At 33.4% G+C, this 19,350-nt stretch carries 16 protein-coding genes; 5 read left to right on the plus strand and 11 right to left on the minus strand.

Going from position 1 to position 19,350, the window contains the following annotated elements:
• Positions 1-111: 111 nt before the first annotated feature.
• From AC8GF4_RS05325 to AC8GF4_RS05345, 5 genes are all read left to right on the plus strand, one after another.
• Positions 112-459, plus strand: coding sequence for a helix-turn-helix domain-containing protein (locus AC8GF4_RS05325; protein ID WP_189318523.1), 348 nt, complete (start codon positions 112-114; stop codon positions 457-459).
• 262 nt (positions 460-721) lie between these two features.
• Positions 722-1,978, plus strand: a complete 1,257-nt coding sequence (locus AC8GF4_RS05330) for a hypothetical protein (protein WP_506593186.1) — start codon at positions 722-724, stop codon at positions 1,976-1,978.
• A 7-nt stretch (positions 1,979-1,985) separates the two neighbouring features.
• Positions 1,986-2,999, plus strand: coding sequence for a hypothetical protein (locus tag AC8GF4_RS05335; protein ID WP_506593188.1), 1,014 nt, complete (start codon positions 1,986-1,988; stop codon positions 2,997-2,999).
• 117 nt (positions 3,000-3,116) lie between these two features.
• On the plus strand, positions 3,117-4,211 hold the full coding sequence (locus AC8GF4_RS05340) for a putative phage abortive infection protein (RefSeq protein ID WP_506593189.1): 1,095 nt from the start codon (positions 3,117-3,119) through the stop codon (positions 4,209-4,211).
• An 11-nt stretch (positions 4,212-4,222) separates the two neighbouring features.
• Complete coding sequence (locus tag AC8GF4_RS05345; RefSeq protein WP_506593190.1) at positions 4,223-6,016, plus strand: DUF6119 family protein; 1,794 nt, start codon at positions 4,223-4,225, stop codon at positions 6,014-6,016.
• A 761-nt stretch (positions 6,017-6,777) separates the two neighbouring features.
• Here AC8GF4_RS05345 and AC8GF4_RS05350 read toward each other — a convergent pair.
• From AC8GF4_RS05350 to AC8GF4_RS05400, 11 genes are all read right to left on the minus strand, one after another.
• On the minus strand, positions 6,778-7,188 hold the full coding sequence (locus AC8GF4_RS05350; RefSeq protein WP_506593287.1) for a PDDEXK nuclease domain-containing protein: 411 nt from the start codon (positions 7,186-7,188) through the stop codon (positions 6,778-6,780).
• The gene (locus AC8GF4_RS05355) at positions 7,185-7,736 is read right to left on the minus strand and encodes a DUF1016 N-terminal domain-containing protein (protein ID WP_506593191.1); all 552 of its coding nucleotides are present in this window, start codon (positions 7,734-7,736) and stop codon (positions 7,185-7,187) included. The genes AC8GF4_RS05350 and AC8GF4_RS05355 overlap by 4 nt, the downstream gene beginning before the upstream one ends.
• Before the next feature lie 41 nt (positions 7,737-7,777).
• Positions 7,778-8,293 carry a cupin domain-containing protein gene (locus AC8GF4_RS05360; protein ID WP_506593192.1) on the minus strand — a complete coding sequence of 172 codons (516 nt, stop codon included), beginning with the start codon at positions 8,291-8,293 and terminating at the stop codon, positions 7,778-7,780.
• A gap of 80 nt (positions 8,294-8,373) precedes the next feature.
• Positions 8,374-9,048: a copper homeostasis protein CutC gene (locus AC8GF4_RS05365; protein ID WP_506593193.1), complete on the minus strand. Its 675-nt coding sequence runs from the start codon at positions 9,046-9,048 to the stop codon at positions 8,374-8,376.
• Between the two features lie 12 nt (positions 9,049-9,060).
• Positions 9,061-10,062: an isoaspartyl peptidase/L-asparaginase family protein gene (locus AC8GF4_RS05370; RefSeq protein ID WP_506593194.1), complete on the minus strand. Its 1,002-nt coding sequence runs from the start codon at positions 10,060-10,062 to the stop codon at positions 9,061-9,063.
• Between the two features lie 148 nt (positions 10,063-10,210).
• Positions 10,211-11,113 (minus strand): ROK family protein, encoded by a 903-nt coding sequence (locus AC8GF4_RS05375; RefSeq protein WP_506593195.1) that lies wholly within the window; start codon positions 11,111-11,113, stop codon positions 10,211-10,213.
• A 133-nt stretch (positions 11,114-11,246) separates the two neighbouring features.
• Entirely contained in the window at positions 11,247-12,338 is a 1,092-nt protein-coding gene (locus AC8GF4_RS05380) for a glycoside hydrolase family 18 protein (protein WP_506593196.1), read from the minus strand.
• 29 nt (positions 12,339-12,367) lie between these two features.
• A complete protein-coding gene (locus AC8GF4_RS05385; RefSeq protein WP_506593197.1) occupies positions 12,368-13,831 on the minus strand; it encodes a glycoside hydrolase family 125 protein in 1,464 nt (487 codons plus the stop codon).
• A 6-nt stretch (positions 13,832-13,837) separates the two neighbouring features.
• Positions 13,838-16,147, minus strand: coding sequence for a GH92 family glycosyl hydrolase (locus AC8GF4_RS05390; RefSeq protein WP_506593289.1), 2,310 nt, complete (start codon positions 16,145-16,147; stop codon positions 13,838-13,840).
• A 32-nt stretch (positions 16,148-16,179) separates the two neighbouring features.
• The gene (locus tag AC8GF4_RS05395) at positions 16,180-17,037 is read right to left on the minus strand and encodes an endonuclease/exonuclease/phosphatase family protein (protein ID WP_506593199.1); all 858 of its coding nucleotides are present in this window, start codon (positions 17,035-17,037) and stop codon (positions 16,180-16,182) included.
• Between the two features lie 42 nt (positions 17,038-17,079).
• Complete coding sequence (locus AC8GF4_RS05400) at positions 17,080-19,347, minus strand: GH92 family glycosyl hydrolase (RefSeq protein WP_506593200.1); 2,268 nt, start codon at positions 19,345-19,347, stop codon at positions 17,080-17,082.
• Positions 19,348-19,350 lie beyond the last annotated feature (3 nt).

Below are 19,350 nucleotides of genomic sequence, written 5' to 3' on the forward strand. Positions count from 1 at the left end.
ACGCTACAAAGGCGTACAAATAGCAAATTCAACCATTGCAAATATATGCAACAATTGCAATATTTTGCAATTTTTATAAAAAAATACCACAAATTTCCAAAAACAAATTTCATGCAACTGATTATCAAAGAAGTAAGAGAGAGTAAAAAACTAACTCAAGACGAAATCGTTGAACTTTCAGGCATAAAAAAGCGAACTTATGTAGATTACGAGAACGGAAAATCAGACATTCCGCTCTCTAAATTGCAAAATATAGCAAATGCCTTAAAAGTTAACCTGTTTGAATTGTTTGAAGGCTATAATGAAACCTTAGCCGAAATGAGCCAAAATAGCTTATTAACAAAATTGCAATTTGAGAATGAAGCTTTAAGAAAAGAAAATGCTGAATTAAAAAAAGACAAAGCCTTTTTACAATCACTCTTAAAACCGAATGACCACGATAAAAGTCAACCCGCATAGTGATATGCGAGTGGTTTGGAAGAAAAATTAAAATATATAAATTAAAACAATTTGAAAAAGAAAAAACCATACTGGTTTCGATACACAAAATACACTTTGAATGTAATCTTCTATAAATGGATTTTTCCAGCTGATTATAGCGAAGAGAACAAAAATCATAATCATATTTTTAAGAACAACAAGAATTGAATGCATTAGTATTAAATATGAATACACTTACCAAATACCACATTAATTAAATATTATAAATTTAAAAATATTTATGGAAAAAAGAACGGAAGGAGCTTGGATTATAAATCATACAAAAAAAATTCAAGAAGTAACCAGTGCTATTGATTTTGGTGATATTGAAATTGCAGGAAAATGTGGTCTATTTTTATCCAGTTTAGCTGCTTCAGATTCCCAAAGCACATTAGCTAAAAACAAAGTTGATGCAATTGCAAAAGCATCAAATATTAAAAAAGTTGAAATAGAAACTATAAAAAACACTTTAAAAGAATTTCAATTAATTGACATTTCGAATACAGGAGATATTTCTGTAATAGGAATTACAACCTCGAATGTATTAGTTCATACAGCCGATATTTTTGAAAATTCAACAACTGATAATTTTCAAAAAGCTTCATTAGAATTAACAAACTATAGCTCAGACAAGCCACTTAAAGAAGGTATTTTAAAAGAATATATCGGAGATACTTTTAAACTTGATAAAAAAACAAATATCGATTTATTTAAACAAGCAGAACAAATAGGTCTAATTGATTACGAAATAGTTGAATCAGAAAAAACATATTATAACGGAAATCTTTTTAAAAGAGATTCAATAGAAAAAACAACTAAAGTATTATCCTCATTGAGTAATAGCGACTCATTAAAGGTAAACGAATTAGATGAACTTTTAACTAAAGAGGGATGTGTATCCCAAGATATAGCGTTATCAATTTTGGGCTCTACTTTACTATCAAAATTACAAGCTATAGCTATGTATGATTTTAATGAAGTTAGCAATGAAACACATTCAAAAGTATTCCTTACTAAACCATCATCTTTTGCGAAATATGGAAATCCTTTTGAAGAAGATGCGTTAGATATGGCAAAATCCTTCATTTCATCATTAATCTATGGTATGAAAATAAGCTCAAATTCAAGAGGAAGAATTGCAGGTTACAATATGCTAAGAAATACATTGAGCAAATTACTAAGAGGCGAAAAAGTTGGACCTTGTACAGCTATTGGTCAAGACTATAAAATTTTAGAGTTAAATCGAGTTATTGAACTAGAATATAGTCATAACGGAAGATACTTCATGAAATTATTAAAATATGATATTTGCCATTTAGCTCTAAATGTTCTTGTAAATGGTGATCTAGCAGAAGAATCTACTTTAGAGAGTCATTTTTCAAGTTCAAATGCTACTATTTACACTGGACCTGAAAAAAATAGAACAAAATTGAGGTTAAGAAAAGACACATCAACAAATGTAAATGTTGGAGAACTATTAAGAACAATGCGTACCTAAATAAATCATGGAAAAACAAGTAGAATTATTCAAAGGGGAAATGATGGAAGAAAAACTGAGACTCTATTTCCTTAATAGTGGATATTATGTTGCAAGAGGTGTGAAATACAACTTTGAAAGTAATGAAATAACCGATGTAGATTTATTTTTATATGGTCGAACTTCAAGTATAACAAGAGAAAGGACAAATGTAGATATAAAAAACAAAAAAAGCGCAAAGGCTTTTGAAAGAATTCTTTGGGCAAAAGGACTTCAAGAGTTATTAAACTATAGTAGCTGTGTTGTTGCAACAACAGACAGACGAGAAGTAATAAGAAATTATGGTCTTAAACATAATGTGATAATTTTAGATGGGAATTTTTTACAAAAACTTGTTTATGACACAACCACAAGATTAAGTGAAGAAGAGTTTCTATATGAGTTGAATCAGTTTAAAAGCTTAAAAACCTATGTAAATTATAGTTGGAAAAATATTTATGAGATTTCTAAATCTAGAGTTTTATCTGAATTAGACTTCAGTGGATTTAATTCAACATCAATGCAACTTAATTATTTCTTTTTAAAAGGCTTTGATGTTCAAAAGAAAAACACAGCATTGCGCGCTTCGTATGCTATTCTTTCTCATTGTCTAATAATTTTAGATTACATTTTAAAGGACATAGCATTCCTAGAACCTGATTTAAGAAAGGAAAAACTAAGTGATGGATTTAAATATGGAAACTTAGGTAAAGAAGGTGTAGACCAAACAATAAAAATGGCTATCCAAATTGTCGGTTCCAAAATATCTGCAAATGAAATAAAGAAATCATTAGATACTTCAGAAACTGATACATTAAAAGAGTATTTTTCTAAAGTAGAAATAATAAAAAATATATTTAAATGGGCAATAGCTTTCGAACAACTTGCATTTCAAAAAGAACTTACACCTCCTAAAGAATTAACTCCAGAACTTAAAGGAACTCTTGCCATAATGCTAGATTACTTTAAAATAAGTAGAAAAGATTTTTTTGATATTTATTAAAAAATTAAAAAACACATACGTTTTGTGCAGTTTTATCAAAATTGCCCTCGGGAAACTCAATTAAAATAAAACTACTTATTTGTTCCGAATTAATGATTAGAGTAATATATTTTTTTTATGATTAAAGAAATAAACAAAGAAAACGAAGCTATAAAATTTGGAACTAGATTAAGCGCATTATACATAATTCTTGGTGTAATTGGCTTTGTTTTAATTATGCTACCAATGCTCTTTTATTCAAATGATAAATTAGAAAATATTGGTATTGTAGGAGATACTGTTGGAGGTATTTTAAATCCAATCTTTGCTGTTCCAGCAACAATATTAACCTTTTTAGCATTTTGGGTACAGTTCAAAGCCAATCAAGAAGTACAAAATCAATTTAAAATACAGCAATTTGAGAGCCAATTTTATGAAATGTTAAGACTTCACAAAGAAAACATTAATGAAATGAAGATTTCTGGTTATGATTATAATATTTCTACAACTATCAATCAAAAAACTGAAGAAACTACAATCACAAGAAGTCAAGTAGAGAGATTTGTTGAAGGCAGAAAGGTTTTTGTTACTATGGTAAAGGAGCTAGTTGCTTGTTATGAATTTTGTAAGTTATATGATATTACAGATAAATATGGCTCTCAAGAATTATTAGAATTATCGTATAGGATTTTCTTTTTTGGCTCACAATCAAGCCTTATTTCCTCAAATACAATTAATCATGAGTATATTCAAATGATTAAAGACCAATTGAAAATAGTGAGAGATAAACATAAAGGAAGTGTTGGAGGAATGAATGAGTTTGAAACAAGAAATCCAAATAAGAACATAAAATTACATATAAAATATGCACCATTCACTGGACACGAAAACAGATTAGGCCATTATTATAGACATCTTTATAGTACTGTAAAATATGTCGTAAATAAAGAAAAAGAGGGTTTAATAACATATAATATGTCTCGTGAATACTTGAAAGTTTTAAGAGCTCAAATGTCAAATGACGAACAATTGATGCTATATTATAATTATATAATTGGGTTTGGTAAAGATTGGGAGAACGAGGGATATTTAACAAAATATAGAATGTTACACAATTTACCAATTAACAAAGTAAAATATGCTGAACCTCCAAGATTACATTTTAAAAATTTCATAAAATCAATTAAGCCAGATGAAGGAAAATTGTTTGAATGGGGTGATGTAGAGCATTAATTTTGAATTCTATGGAAGTAAAAAATAACTCTGAAAATGCTGAATATGAAATCAAGATATTTCAAATAGACAAATCATTTTATGAATTTAAAAAGCATAACCTTCTAAACAATGAACAAATCATTAATTATATCATCAATGAGCATCGAATAAAAGTAAAGGACATTGAGAATTATAATAAAAAGATTGTTCCAGTACTAATAGATGACGTTGATTATTTTACTTATGTCTATAATGAAGAGGAAAAGGATGCATTTTGGAAAAAATTCATACCGGAAAGTTTATCAAATAATTTAGTATTTAAAGTTCAGCAACTTTCATTTGCAATGTTTGCAAGTATAGAAGATAATATTTATGCAATAGTAGGTGGTGGAGGCAGTAGAGTTATCATTCGTTTTCAAAATCATAGATTTGGATTAGATTTCTTTGAATTTATAACAGATTTGAATGAAGATGTAATTTCAATTGAAACAAGAGGAATCTCGGGTAAACTTACGAAAAGGAAAGATATATTTAAAGATGGTTTAAAACTGGTTGATATTTTAAATTTCACAAATATTCCTTCAAAAATAAACATCATATTAAAACAAGAAATAAAAGATAGCGTTTTTGACTTTATAGAGTTTGAAAATAGAATTACTACTATCGAAATAGGTTCATACTTCAACATTAAGCATAGAATACCTTTTAAATCTTTACATCTACTTTTTAAAAAAATAAATGAAATTTCTAAATCGGAAACCACAAAATCTCTAACATCTTTTGTTGAAGTTAAGGATAAAGGAGTAATTTCAAACATTTACAGAGAAGAACTTTTATTGCAGTTGTATGAAAATATGATGGATTTCTTCTCTCCTGCGAGAGGTGAAGCACCTAAAAAATTAGATATAGAATTTGTACATCCTTCAAAAATACAAGAGTTTTACGAAGCTGAATTTTATGTTTTCAAATTTAAAGGAACACGTAAAGGTCATAATTTCCAAAACAGGAAAAGTTTATACCTTGATGGATTAAAATTAGTTTATGAAAGTTTAGAAAATTTTAATTTAATAGAATTTAAAAAAATAATCTCTGGCTTGCATTTATACGGAATGCGAAAAAAAGATTTTATAACTCACGCAATGTTTTTAGATCATATTGTTTGTGAAATTAATGTTGAACAAAGACCAATATTTCAAATTGATGCAAAATGGTTTAAAGTAGAGAATAATTTCACAAATACAATAAATGAAATATGTTCAAGAATGATTGACAATAATTATTTAAATTCTGGAATAATAACTGAAAAGTGGAATGATACCGAAGATGAAGATGCTTATAATAGAAAATATCATTTGCAAAATAACTATTGGGTTTTAGATAAAGCAATAGGTCAGAAAATTGAACTATGTGATATTATGTATGAAGATGATAATACAATATATTTTATTCACGTTAAAAATGGATTTGATGCAAAGATTAGGGATTTAAGTAATCAAATTCAAATATCAGCAAGTAGATTTATGAATGAAAGAAACTCTGGTAGTGAAGATTTTATTTTGTCAATAATTGATGCATACAACAGTAAAGATGTAAATTCAGCTAGGCTTATCGACAAAGATAGTTTTAAAGCTAAATTTAAAACAGGTGGTAAAAACATTCAATTTGTTATGGCATTTAAATCAGAATTAAAAAAAGTACCACAAATAAAAAATAATGTTGATAAAGTTCAGTCAAACATTGCAAAGTACTCATTAATTCAATGTGTTAGAGAAATGAATATGTTGACTTTTCCAATAAAAATTGTAGAAATTGAAAAACTATAATTCGAAAATTTTATAATCCATAATTTTAAAAGTTTTTTTTCAACTGTAAATGATAACTATTAAAATATATAAAAAACAGAAAATATAAACAATTCAAAGATTTAGCTTACCTTTGATTATATAAGGAAAATTCAATAACAAAATTGCATACGGAAACGCATACAATTTGTGCCATTTTTAACTAAAATAGTCCTCAGAAACCCCTATAAACAAAGGAATTAATTTTTCAATTCCGAATTCATAACCCTGAGGTCACGGGTTCAACTCCCGTCTTCGCTACAAATTAAAACCCTAAACAATTGAAATTCAATAGTTTAGGGTTTTTTATTCCCGAATAATTTCCGACTTTTTCAAGAATTAATGTTTTTGAATGTTTTCAAATACAACATTTATCACACTAGAAAACAAGCATTTAAAAGTTTTTAGCCAAATCAATTTACCTTCTTTAAATAAAAGCGCTTTGCGCTTTGAATTAAGTTTTCAAACTCTTTCTTTATATATCTATGACAAGTGAGTACTGCTGAATTATAAAAAAGACGCATTCATTATTGAAAAACTGAACTAAAACCCCTGTATTCAATCATAAAAAAACCGAGCGAAAGATTATTGGAATTGCTTTTCTAGAGCGTTACGCTAACTAAAAAGACTATATAGACACTGTAATACTATATATTTGAAACGGAAAAATGGATTAAAAAAAACAATTTCAACTCCAATTTCATCAAAACCCTTTTCCAGAACAATAAAAATTACTCTACAATTTATATTTCCATTTCCCCTTTACTCAACTTTTCATTCTCTATCTTCATTTCATCTATCAATTGTTGTTCGGTTGGCAAATACAATTGGTATTTACTGGCTATAATTTTCGAATTGTTCTCGGGCAATGTTATTTTAACTACTGCATCATTTTTGTCGGTACATAACAGGATTCCAATGGTCGTATTTTCAAATTCCTGTTTTTCGTATCGGTCATAATAATTTACATACATCTGCAATTGTCCAATATCCTGATGTGTGAGTTTGGTAGTTTTTATTTCTATTAGAACAAAGCATTGTAATAACCGATTAAAGAAAACAAGGTCTATAAAAAATTCGTCCCCTCTATATGAATTCGTTTTTGTCGTGCCACAAATGCAAAACCATTGCCTAGCTCTAAAATAAAATCCTATAAATGAGTAATAATAGCAGTTTCTAAGTCTTTTTCACAGTAGGCACTTTCTCTTCTAATCCCTAAAAATTCCAATACCATCGGGTCTTTGATGATTTCTTTGGCATCTGTAGGGTATTTTTCTTCACGTGCTCCAGCCAACACGTCTTTTATATTATTGCTCAACAAAAGACATTCAAAAAGCTGGCTATTTACCTGCCTTTCCAATTGCCTCGCTGTCCAATAGTTTTTTGTCGTTTCGGCTATGTAAAATTCCCTTTTATCTTGGTTGTCAATACTTATTAACTTTTTATAATGAGTCCAACTCAATTGCGCACGCAGTGCGTGCGCAATTGGAAAAGTACGGAAAAACTGCCTGCAAGTTTCCAATTGGTGAACTGAAAAGCCACTACCAAACTGAGGTTGCAAGCCCTCAGACAATGATTTTGTATGAAAATCGCCGTAGTCCGCCCTTTCTTTTCCATGTTGTTCTTCCTCGAAAATAACCTTGCCAATTTGCCAATACATCAAAACGAATGGCACTATCTCTTGCGGTGGAGATAATAGCATGCATTTAAAGTGCAGAGGTTTGTTTCACCCGAATGAAATAACTATCGTCCAAAATCATCCTGCAAACGAACGATATCCTCTTCATCCGAAGGATTTTCTGGATCTGTGTGTTCCCAAATTTCGGCAACGACTCCCCATGATTCTAATCCAATTAAGCGGTGACGTTCCCCTTTGTCCATTTGTATAAAAGTACCTGGAGTAAGTTTCTTAATTTCCCCTTCTTCGTCTGTCAAGCTTGTTTTTACACCGACCACACCAGCCAGTACTTCCCATACTTCTGCTCTGCGATGGTGATATTGCCATGATAATCGCTTATTTGGAGCAACCACTAAAATTTTTGGGCTTAACTTATTTGTAATTTTGATGGAATTTATTTCTAAATGCGGAAAAAATTTGGTTGCGAAAGCTTTAGCCTGACTTTCGTCAATTACAAAAAAACCTCCCCATGGTCTGCTTTGATCTTGATTTATTACTGTGAGATTTTCTTTTTGTAATGCTTTGGCTATTTGCTCAAAAACAGCCTTTTTTTCTAAATTATTAGGGATATTCAAATTCATTTTTTTTATTTTAAATTAAAATTATTTTATTTTATATAGTATCTCTTGTTTCAGGAATTAATAAAATAGTTGATTTCAAATTATCGCAAAAAAGATTTTATTTTTTTTATCTCTTCACCATTTGCAATTTCACACGAATCAGTAATAGCAGAAGAATGGTAATAAGTAGCTTTCACCTTTTGATCTAACTTTTCAATATTCTTAGATCGCAGACCACCACCTGGCATAACTACAATTCTTCTATTGGCCTTTTCGACCAAAGTTTTTAAAACTTCAATTCCTTCGGTTACATTTTCAGCCTGCCCCGAAGTCAATACTGTTTTGAATCCACAGTCAATTAGTAACTCCAAAGATTCATAAGCTATAGCAATAACATCAAAAGCACGATGAAAAGTACAGGAAACTGGACTGGCAAGTGTCACTAATTCCTTATTCCTTTCCTTATCAAAACTATTATCGGTATTCAAGATTCCGAATACGAATCCGTCCACATTGATTTTTTTGAAATGAATAATATCAACTTTCATTTGTTCAAATTCGGCTTCATTATAAACGAAATTACCACCTCGGGGACGAATCATCACGTTCATTTTTATATTCAATTCATCACGTACTTTTTGGGCAGTTTCAAAATCCGGAGTTGTGCCTCCCTCCAACATATTGGCGCAAAGTTCTACTCGATCAGCACCGTTTTTCTCAGCTATAACCGCTGATTCCAAATTGAAACAGGCAATTTCTAGGTTCTTATTGTTCATTTTTTATAGCATCTAACTTTTTAGAAAATATTCAGCATCTATTAATCGATTTCCAGTTGCATCACAAACCGCATAATTAAAACCGCCCTGAACGCAATAAGAACCGTATTCACCATCTTTATTCAACGCAATAAAACCCACTTGAATATCTTTCAGATTCTTCTTTCGGTTGTTCATCAATTTTACAATTCTTGCCACAGCTTCTTCACACGCTTTTTGAGGAGAATGCCCCTGTCTCATTAATTCCACAACCAAATGTGAGCCTGAAATCCGTATCACTTCCTCTCCATGACCTGTAGCAGTTGCAGCGCCAATCTCATTGTCTACATACAAACCCGCTCCAATAATGGGAGAATCTCCTAATCGCCCGTGCATTTTAAAAGCCATACCGCTTGTAGTGCATGCTCCCGAAAGATTTCCATTAGCGTCCAAAGCAATCATTCCTATCGTGTCATGATTTTCGATATTGGCAGTCGGTTTATATTGACTTGTTTTAAGCCATTCTTTCCATTCTTTTTGGGACTCTTTGGTCAACAAATTTTCTTTTTTAAAACCTTGTGATAAAGCAAAACTCAATGCTCCATCGCCCACCAACATCACATGTGGTGTTTTTTCCATTACAGCCCGGGCAACAGAAATAGGATGTTTTATAAATTCTAAACATCCCACAGAACCTATATTGGACAACTCATCCATAATACAGGCGTCAAGTGTCACACGTCCATCCCGATCTGGTCGTCCACCATAGCCTACACTTCTTTCTTCGGGATCCCCTTCTGGTATTTTAACTCCTGCTTCAACAGCGTCTAGGGCTCGTCCATTATTCTTCAACACATTCCATGCTGCTTCATTAGCGTGGATTCCAAAACGCCAAGTAGAAAGAACGATAGGTTTCCTAACACTTTTAATTGCAACAGGAAGTTTATCCTCTTCGGATTCTGATTGAAATGAACTCAAGGCTAATGCTACAGAGCCTATGGCAGTCGTTTTTATAAAATTTCTTCTGTTTGTCATATTTTCCCGTTATTAAAATACTATTTAAAATCAACAACATGAGATTTAAACCATATAAGACATCTAAGTATATTTAAGTTTTATTGCAGCAAAAATTATTTTATAATATGTCCTTACTGTTTCTTATATGGTTAAATAAATCTAAAAACTACACTTTAGAAAGCATACTCGCTGCTCCTAGCAATGCCGCATTTTCATTATCGCAGGAAACATGAATACTGATTTCGAAACCTGCCTTTCTAATTTTTTTATTGAAACTTGGTAAAAACAAAGAACTTGAATTGGCAATTTTTCCTCCAATTATAAAATGCTCAGCTGAAAAATTATTCAACCACGGAATCACAATTTCAGCCAAATCCTCCCCCATTACTTCAAATGCTTTTAAAGCCTTTTGGTCACCTTCTTTTGCTCGATTATAAAGTTCTAATCCACTTTCAAGTTGGATTCCACTCAAGGTAAAATACTTCGACAAAATCCCCCTCAAAGACACATAATCTTCTGCGATTCCATTTTTAAAAGGTAAATTCCATATTTCGCCATCTGTTGGCACCTCGGTTCCTGCACTGATTGACACTCCTTTGTCAATAAAACTGGATCCTAAACCTGTTCCCAATGTAACAGCCATTACTTTTTTGGAAAGGTTATTTTTATCTTTATAAACTTCTCCCTTACCAAAACAAACCGCATCATTCTCAAAAAAAACAGTATAATCATCCGAAAGACTAATTCTTTCTCTAATTAATTTACCAATATTTAAACCATAAAAATTTTCATATTTTGCCTGCCCCTTAACCATTGAAACTCCATTTTTATAATCAAATGGTCCAGGAAAACAAACCGTTATTCCATCTACATTTTCTATCCCAGAATTGTTTAGGGAAAGTCGAATTGATTTTTCCCAAAAATCCATAACTTGATTTACCGGCAAATTTGAATCAAAAGATTCTTTGTTTACAGAAGATTTCAAAACCTTCATTTCTGTAACATCAATAACTGCAGAAGTAATATGGGTTCCTCCTACATCCATTCCAATAGCATATACTTTTTTCATTTTGAATTGTCAATTAGTACCCTAACAGTCTTAGCAATTAGGTACTTTTAATTAGTATTTAAAAATTGTGTCAAGATTTCCATAAAATCCTAAGTACACTTCATTCTTTTAATTTGATATATGGCAATCAATACTATTTAGCCTTTTTAAGCTGATACATTGCATCTACCATACCGTTTCGGGTACTGTCTAAAACAAGCTCCCAAAACATAATGCCGCCTAATTTGTTTTTTATGGCATAGCTCGTTTTGGCTTTTACAGAAGCAATATCATCGCCTGTGGCAAATAATTTTTCCTTTTCATTATACCAATAAGGTGTCATTGCCTTTTTATCCCAAAAATATTTCCAACCTTTTATCGGTAAAAACGTTTTGGAAAAATCTTTGAAGCTTACCCCTTCAGTTGGTGTTCCAGATTGATATAAACCATGGTTTGTATTGGAAACTTCTTTCCAATTACGGGTATAAAAAGCGGCGCCAATAACTAACTTACCTGCCGGTATTCCTATCTTCAACAAGTTGGACACCGCTCTATCTGTAGATTCTTCTTCTTTTTTGGCACTATACAATGGAGTATGGTGACCGGTAACTTTTGAGTATCCATTTACCAAATCGTAACTCATAATATTCACTCGATTGACCAATGGCATTATTTTTTTCCACTCAACCGATTCCTCTAAATATTTTTGAAAACCGCCAGCTGCGAAGCTCAACTCATGCTTATCTCCCAGCGTTTTTCGAAGTACTTTTATCAGTTCAGTAAAATTCACTTTGTCTGCCGCTTGGAATAAATGCCCTGGATATCCTTCAATAGTGGGATATTCCCAATCTAAATCCAATCCATCACACTTGAAATAATCATTTACTTCCTTAACAGATTTTGCAAAAACGTCCCTTCCTTTTGCTGTTGAAAATGTCTCAGAACAAGGCGCACAACCTCCCCAGCCCCCCAAAGACAACATCACTTTCAATTGTGGATTTTTTGATTTCAATGACACTAAATATTTAATGGCAAGAGAATCTTTTTGAGTATCTACATTTAATTTACCCTCTTTCAAATGGCAAAAACTATAAATAATGTGAGTCAATTTATTTACCTCAAATTCATTTATCAATTTATCATCACCTGTGTAATAGGCAATGATGTCAAGTTGTTTAGCTTTTTGCGCATTTGCATAACAGACCGTTAAAAGCAATAACAAAATAAATTTTATATTTCTCGTCATTGGATTGGTTTTAAATTAAAGGAAGGAAATTAAATATTTTTATCTTTTAATAGTTGAGGATAATGAATACTCGTATGAACAATCATTTCCCCAAAGAGGGTATTCGCCCAGGCAAACCATTTACGGGTAAATTGTTTGGCATCATCTTTATGGAAAGATTCGTGCATAAATCCGGTATCGGCGTGGGTTTTCTTTAATATTCCAATGCAATATTTAATCTCATTTTCATCGACACTCGTAATCGCTCTAAGAATAATACTCATTGGCCAAATGGTATCGGCTCCTGTGTGAGGTCCTCCCACTCCTTCGGCTGCTTTTCCTTTATAAAAAAATGGATTGTTTTCTGAAAGAACTACTTTTCTTGTATTCAAATACAGTGGATTATCCGCTTTTATAGCTCCCAAATAAGGCAACGATAATAAAGATGGCACATTGGCATCATCCATAAAATGGAAGCTTCCGTAACCGTTTACTTCAAATGCAATTATTTCTCCAAATTTAGGATGTGTGATGATTCCGTTTTCTGTCAACCCTTTTTGTACTTGTTCCTGAAGTTCCCTTGCTGTAGTAACAATAGCATCATCTTTTAAAGCCGAAGTAGAGAACATTTCTATCAAATAACCCAAAACTTCGATTGCAAACATATTGCTCGGAATCAAATAGCCAAATAGTGTGCTGTCATCACTTGGGCGAAAAGTAGAAACAATCAACCCACAAGGTTTTACCGGATAACCATAACCTGATAAAGGCACGCCGTCTGTAGCCCAAGCCGTGTTTCTTTGAAAAGAATACGGTCCTTTGTCTGTCCAACGTTGTTGCTCTTTGAACGTTTGCAAAACCAATTTCATAGCCGCTTTCCAATCGTTGTCGAACATACTGATATCACCTGTTTCTTTCCAGTACCCATGTGCCAACCTGATGGGGTAACACAAACTGTCAATCTCCCACTTGCGTTCGTGAATACCTGGTTTCATTTTGGTCAAATCATTTTTCCATTCGCTTACCTGATTGAAATCTTTGTAGAAAGCATTTGCATAAGGGTCTAATAAAATACATTTCGTTTGGCGGTTGATTACTCCTTTTACGAGTTCTCCTAATTTTTTATCTTCTTTTACAAAAGGAATATAAGGCCAAATCTGTGCGGTACTGTCACGAAGCCACATAGCATCTATATCTCCCGTAATCACATACGTATCCGGTTTGCCATCAATGATTTCAAAATCTACAGTGGTGTCTAATGTATTGGGAAAACAGTTTTCGAACAACCATGCCAATTCCGGGTTCGCAATTTGTTTTTTGATTCTGACGATAGCCTCTTCAATAGCTTTACTCGTGAATTTTCTTTGTGCCAATGGCGGACGTTGGCTCACAAAGTCTTTTAACTGAAAATCAAAAACGGAATCCGAATTTAAAGCAAAAGCATCTGTTTGCAAGGCAAGAACTCCGGCCGAAAAAATCCCAGTATTTTTTATAAATTTTCTACGTGTTTGCATAGTTTTTTATTTTTTCTGTGTTGAATATGAATACGGAAAACTCTCCGAAGAGGTTCCTCTCTTTTTGTTTGGAGTTGCTGTCATATCAAAATCCAACTCAGCTCCTTTCAATAATTCAAAATGATTGATATAATTTTTACCATAAGGCGACTGATTCCACTTCAATTCCTGAACGTATTTATTTTCGGCAGAATTATTATCAGCTTTGATGATAATCTGTTTTCCGTTTTCTAAATCAACTGTTACTTTTTTGAATAATGGCGCTCCCAAAACGTATTCATCCGTTCCCGGGCAAACAGGATAGAATCCCAAAGCAGAGAAAACGTACCAAGCCGAAGTTTGTCCATTATCTTCATCTCCGCAATACCCATCGGGTGTAGGTTTGTACAAGCGATTCATCACTTCTCTCGACCAGTATTGAGTTTTCCAAGGTTCTCCTGCATAATTATACAAATAAATCATGTGCTGAATTGGTTGATTTCCATGGGCATATTGTCCCATGTTCATGATTTGCATTTCCCTGATTTCGTGAATAACCGAACCATAATAACTGTCATCAAAAACAGGCGGTAAAGTAAAAACTTCATCCAGTTTAAAAACGAATTGTTTTTCACCTCCCATCAAATCAACTAATCCCTGAATGTCATGAAACACACTCCAGCTGTAATGCCAACTGTTGCCCTCTGTAAAATCACCTCCCCATTTGAATGGATTGAAAGAAGGAAAAAAATTCCCGTCTTTGCCTTTTCCGCTCATCAGATTTACAGACGGATTGAAAAGCAACTTATAATTCATCATCCGTTTCTCGAACAAATCAATTTCTTTTTTTGGTCTTTTCAAGGCTTTCGCCAATTGCCAAATAGTAAAATCATCATAGGCATATTCTAAGGTTCTTGCCGCACTTTCATTAATTCCAACGTCATTTGGAACATACCCCAATTTATTATAAAAGGCAACTCCTTTTCTACCTGTAGCATTTGGTCCTTCGTTGTTCGCCCCTTTCAAAACCGCAGTATATAAAGTTTGAATATCCTGAACTTGAACTCCCTTGAGATAAGCATCGGCAACTACAGAAGCCGAATTATTTCCCACCATGCAGTCTCTAAATCCAGGACTTGACCATTCAGGGAGAAAGCCACCTTCTTTATATACATTTATCAAACCTTCCTGCATTTCTTTATTTATCGAAGGAAAAAACAAATTCAGCATCGGGTACAAGGCTCGAAAAGTATCCCAAAAACCCGTTCCGGCAAACATATATCCTGGCAATACTTGTCCGTTATGCGGACTGTAGTGAATGATTTTTCCATTCGAATCTACTTCATACAATTTTTGGGGAAAACAGGCAGTGCGGTAAAGACAGGAATAAAATGTACGCAACTGTTCGTCAGTTCCGCCTTCAACAGTAACTTTTCCTAAAACTTTATTCCACTCCTTTTTTGATTCTGCAACGGTTTGCTCAAATGAGCTTGCTACTAATTCATGCTGCAAATTCAATTCTGCCTGTTCAAAACTTATAAACGAAGACGCTACCTTCACATTCACCTTTTCGCCTTTTTTGGTTTTAAACCCAACAACGGCTCCGGCATGATCCGCCAACATTTCCAGTTTGTCTTTCTCCAAAGATTTATTCTGCCAAGTATTGCTCAAGGCAAAAGGTTTGTCAAAAACAATTACAAAATAGTTCTTGAAATTTTGTGGTACGCTACCACTATTGCGTGTCGTGTAACCAATAATTTTATTTTCCGAAGGGATAATTTTTACATAAGAACCTTTGTCAAATGCATCAATCACGATGGAAGACTGCTCATTTTCCGGAAAAGTAAATTGAAAATGAGCAGCTCGTTCTGTAGCAGTCATCTCGGTGGTTACATCATAATCTGCCAAATAAACGCTGTAATAATAAGGCTTTACAATCTCGGATTTATGACTAAACCAACTCGCTCTATCGTCTTCCGTAAAAGCCAATTTACCGGTTACCGGCATAATCGAAAACTGTCCGTAGTCGTTAATCCAAGGTGAAGGCTGATGTGTTTGTCTAAAACCACGAATTTTCTCAGCCGTGTAGGTGTACATCCATCCATCTCCCATTTTTCCGGTTTGGGGTGTCCAAAAACTCATTCCCCAAGGGCGTGAAATTGCCGGATAGGTATTCCCGTTTGAAAGATTAGGTGCAGACTGTGTTCCCATCAAAGGGTTGACATAATCAACGGGATCAATCGTTTTATTTTGTGCATTTGCAAAAAAAGATAATAGAAGAATTACACCAAAAAATATTTTTTTATTTTGCATTATAAATTTATTTTTAGAGGGCATCAAACCCGATTCATTTTTATGTTTGCCTGTACCTACAAGGAAATTTTAATAAACACCGGTGCATGATCTGACAAGAAAATATCGTTTAAGGTTTCTGCCAAAACTCCATATTTTTTAACCGTAACAGCTTTGTTTACCAAAATATAATCTATAAGAGGTCTTTCTGAATAAGGGATCCTACCAAAATCATGAAATGTCCAATTTGGTCCATAAACTACGGAAGCTTTATTTTTAGAATCAAAAAAAGTTAAAGAATCATCGGCTGCCAGTAATGATTTGACAACAGAAGATTTTGGATCAGCATTCAAATCACCCATGAAAATTTGTGGTAAACCCTCACTTAATTGAGTAGTTTTGGCTTTAATCAAATTCACACTTTCCTGTCTGGCTAATTGTCCAATATGATCAAAATGGGTATTCATTACAAATACTTTTTTCCCTGTTACCTTATCCTTTAATTGAACCCAAGTCGCAATACGTTCACATGCAGCATCCCAACCTTTTGAAGGTTTATCTGGAGTTTCGCTCAACCAAAAATAACCTGATTTAATTAATGTAAGTTTATTTTTATTGTAAAGAATTGGACTGAATTCCCCTTTTTCTTTCCCGTCTTCTCGTCCCACTCCAACAGCATTGTACTCTGTCAGCTGACCCGTAATATCTTTTAATTGATTCACAAGTACCTCTTGCATTCCAAGTACATCAATTTCTTGAAAACGAATCAACTTCATGGCATTTTCTTTGCGATACTGCCAACTGTTTGCGCCATCTCCAGGATTGTCATAACGAATATTAAAAGTCATAATGTTCAAATCCAATTGTGTTTTGGTTTGTGAAATTGCATTTGCAATGACAAAAAACACTCCAAAAACAAAAATTATTCTTCTCATATTTTCTTTTTATTTATCATGTATAAATTCTTTTCTTGAAATCTACAAAGGCCTATCTTCTTTTTTGATCCCAAATGTTTTCGATGGCTGACTTCCCATATATAATTTCAACTCACCGTCTTTTACAATCATGTCATGGGTAATGTATGATTTTGTATAAGGCTGGCCGTTGTATTCTGCTTTTTGAATGTATTTATTTTCTTTATTGTTGTCCACTGCCGTCATTTTGAAAGATATAGCCGGCTTATAATGAATAGTGGCTTCGTCAACAGCAGGACTTCCCATAACATAAATACCATTGGCAGGATTTACAGCGTAGAATCCCATCGAAGACAGCACATACCAAGCAGACATTTGTCCGACATCTTCATTCCCACAAATTCCATCGGGTTTGGTGGTGTAAAATTTATCAAAAACTTCACGCACAATTTCGGCAGTTTTCCATGGTTGCCCCACATAAGCATAAAGATACGGAATATGGTGACCCGGTTCATTGCCTTGCGCATATTGACCTATCAAACCGCTGATGTCTGGTGAAGCTTCCTCTCCTTCGACTTTTTCGTTAATTTTAAATAATTGATCAAACTTTTCGATGAACTTATCATCTCCTCCAAATAATTCTATCAAACCGTAAGGATCTTGCGGAACCAACCAAGTGTATTGCCAAGCATTTCCTTCTACATAATCGTCTTTTCTGTGAGCAGAAGAAAGCGGATTGAAAGGCTCACGCCATTGTCCGTTTTTCAATTTTCCGCGCATAAATCCGGTATTTTTATCAAAATACTGTTTGTATAACTCCGCTCTTTTTGTGAAATAAGCATAGTCATCCATTTTTTTCAAGTCTTTTGCCATTTGGGCAATACACCAATCGTCAATTGCATATTCCAAAGCATTGGCAACAGTTTCCAATTGACTGTCTGCCGGTATGTACTGCAATTGTTGTACATAATCTAATCCGGCTCTTTTTTGCATGGCTGTAGTTTTAATTGCTTTGTAAGCCAAATTCATGTCGTAATTTCTATATCCTTTAAAATAAGCATCAACAATAACAGCAATGGAATGGTTTCCGTTCATACAATCGGTTTCATTCCCCATTAAATGCCAAACCGGCAATCTTCCCTGTTGTTGGTAAATGGCTAAAAAAGTCTTGACAATATCATTGATTTTATCTTCCTGTGTGATGGTGTAAAGCGGATGCAAAGCGCGATACGTATCCCATAATGAAAAAGTGGTATAGTTTACAAATCCTGCATTCTTGTACACTTTTTTATCCGTTCCTCTATAATCTCCGTTCGCATCATTAAAAATAGAAGGTGCAAACATAGTGTGATAGAAAGACGTATAGAAAATTGTTTTGGTATCGGTATCTGCTTTGATATCGATTTTGGCTAAAGCTTTATTCCATTTGGCATCTGCATTTTGAACCGCTTTCGCAAAATCCCAATGAGGAATTTCAGTTTTAATGTTAGCCAAAGCATTTTCGAAGCTCACAGGAGAAAGTCCCACTTTTACCATAACAGCATTCTTGGTTTTGTTTTTGAAATCAAGAATTGCTTTCATTTTCAACCCTTTTCCTTCCGTTCCATTTACAACTTTGGTACTATCATACATCACCAGGTTTGAAATATCTTCCGAAAATTCCATGGCAAAAAACAAACGCTGATCCGTAGCCCATCCTTTAGAATGGCGGTAACCTACTATAGTTCTTTTTCCTGTTTTTTTGATGAAAGTCTCTTTTGGGCTATCCCATCCTACTCCATCTGCCAAGTCAAGTAATATGTGTGCTTCTTCTTTCGAATTGAAAGTGTATTTGTGAAAACCAACTCGCTCGCTCGTTGTCAGTTCTGCTTTGACATTGTATTTGTCCAAAAGAACGCTATAATAACCTGGTTTTACCACTTCATTAGCATGCGAAAATGTAGAACCATATCCGCTTGCATCCTCTTTGGTTGCTTTTTTTAGAGTCACTTTTCCGGAAACGGGCAACAATAGAATATCATTCAAATCGCCAATTCCTGTTCCGCTCAAATGAGTGTGGGTAAATCCCAAAATGGTGTTACTCGAATAGTTGTAAGCACTGCACCAATCCCAACCTTCAAAAATGGTGGAAGGTCCCAACTGAACGGCGCTAAAGGGAACATTGGCTCCAACAAAAATATGTCCGTGTCCTCCCGATCCTATATATGGATTTACATACTGAGTATAATTTGAACCTGCTTTTTTATTCGACTTTCCTTGAGAATAGGTCGGCAAAGCAGATACTATTATGCTGATCCAGGTAACTACAAAAACTATTTTTTTTAATTTCATCTT

The organism is Flavobacterium rarum (SeqCode) (genome assembly GCF_965234445.1).
Lineage (GTDB): Bacteria > Bacteroidota > Bacteroidia > Flavobacteriales > Flavobacteriaceae > Flavobacterium > Flavobacterium rarum.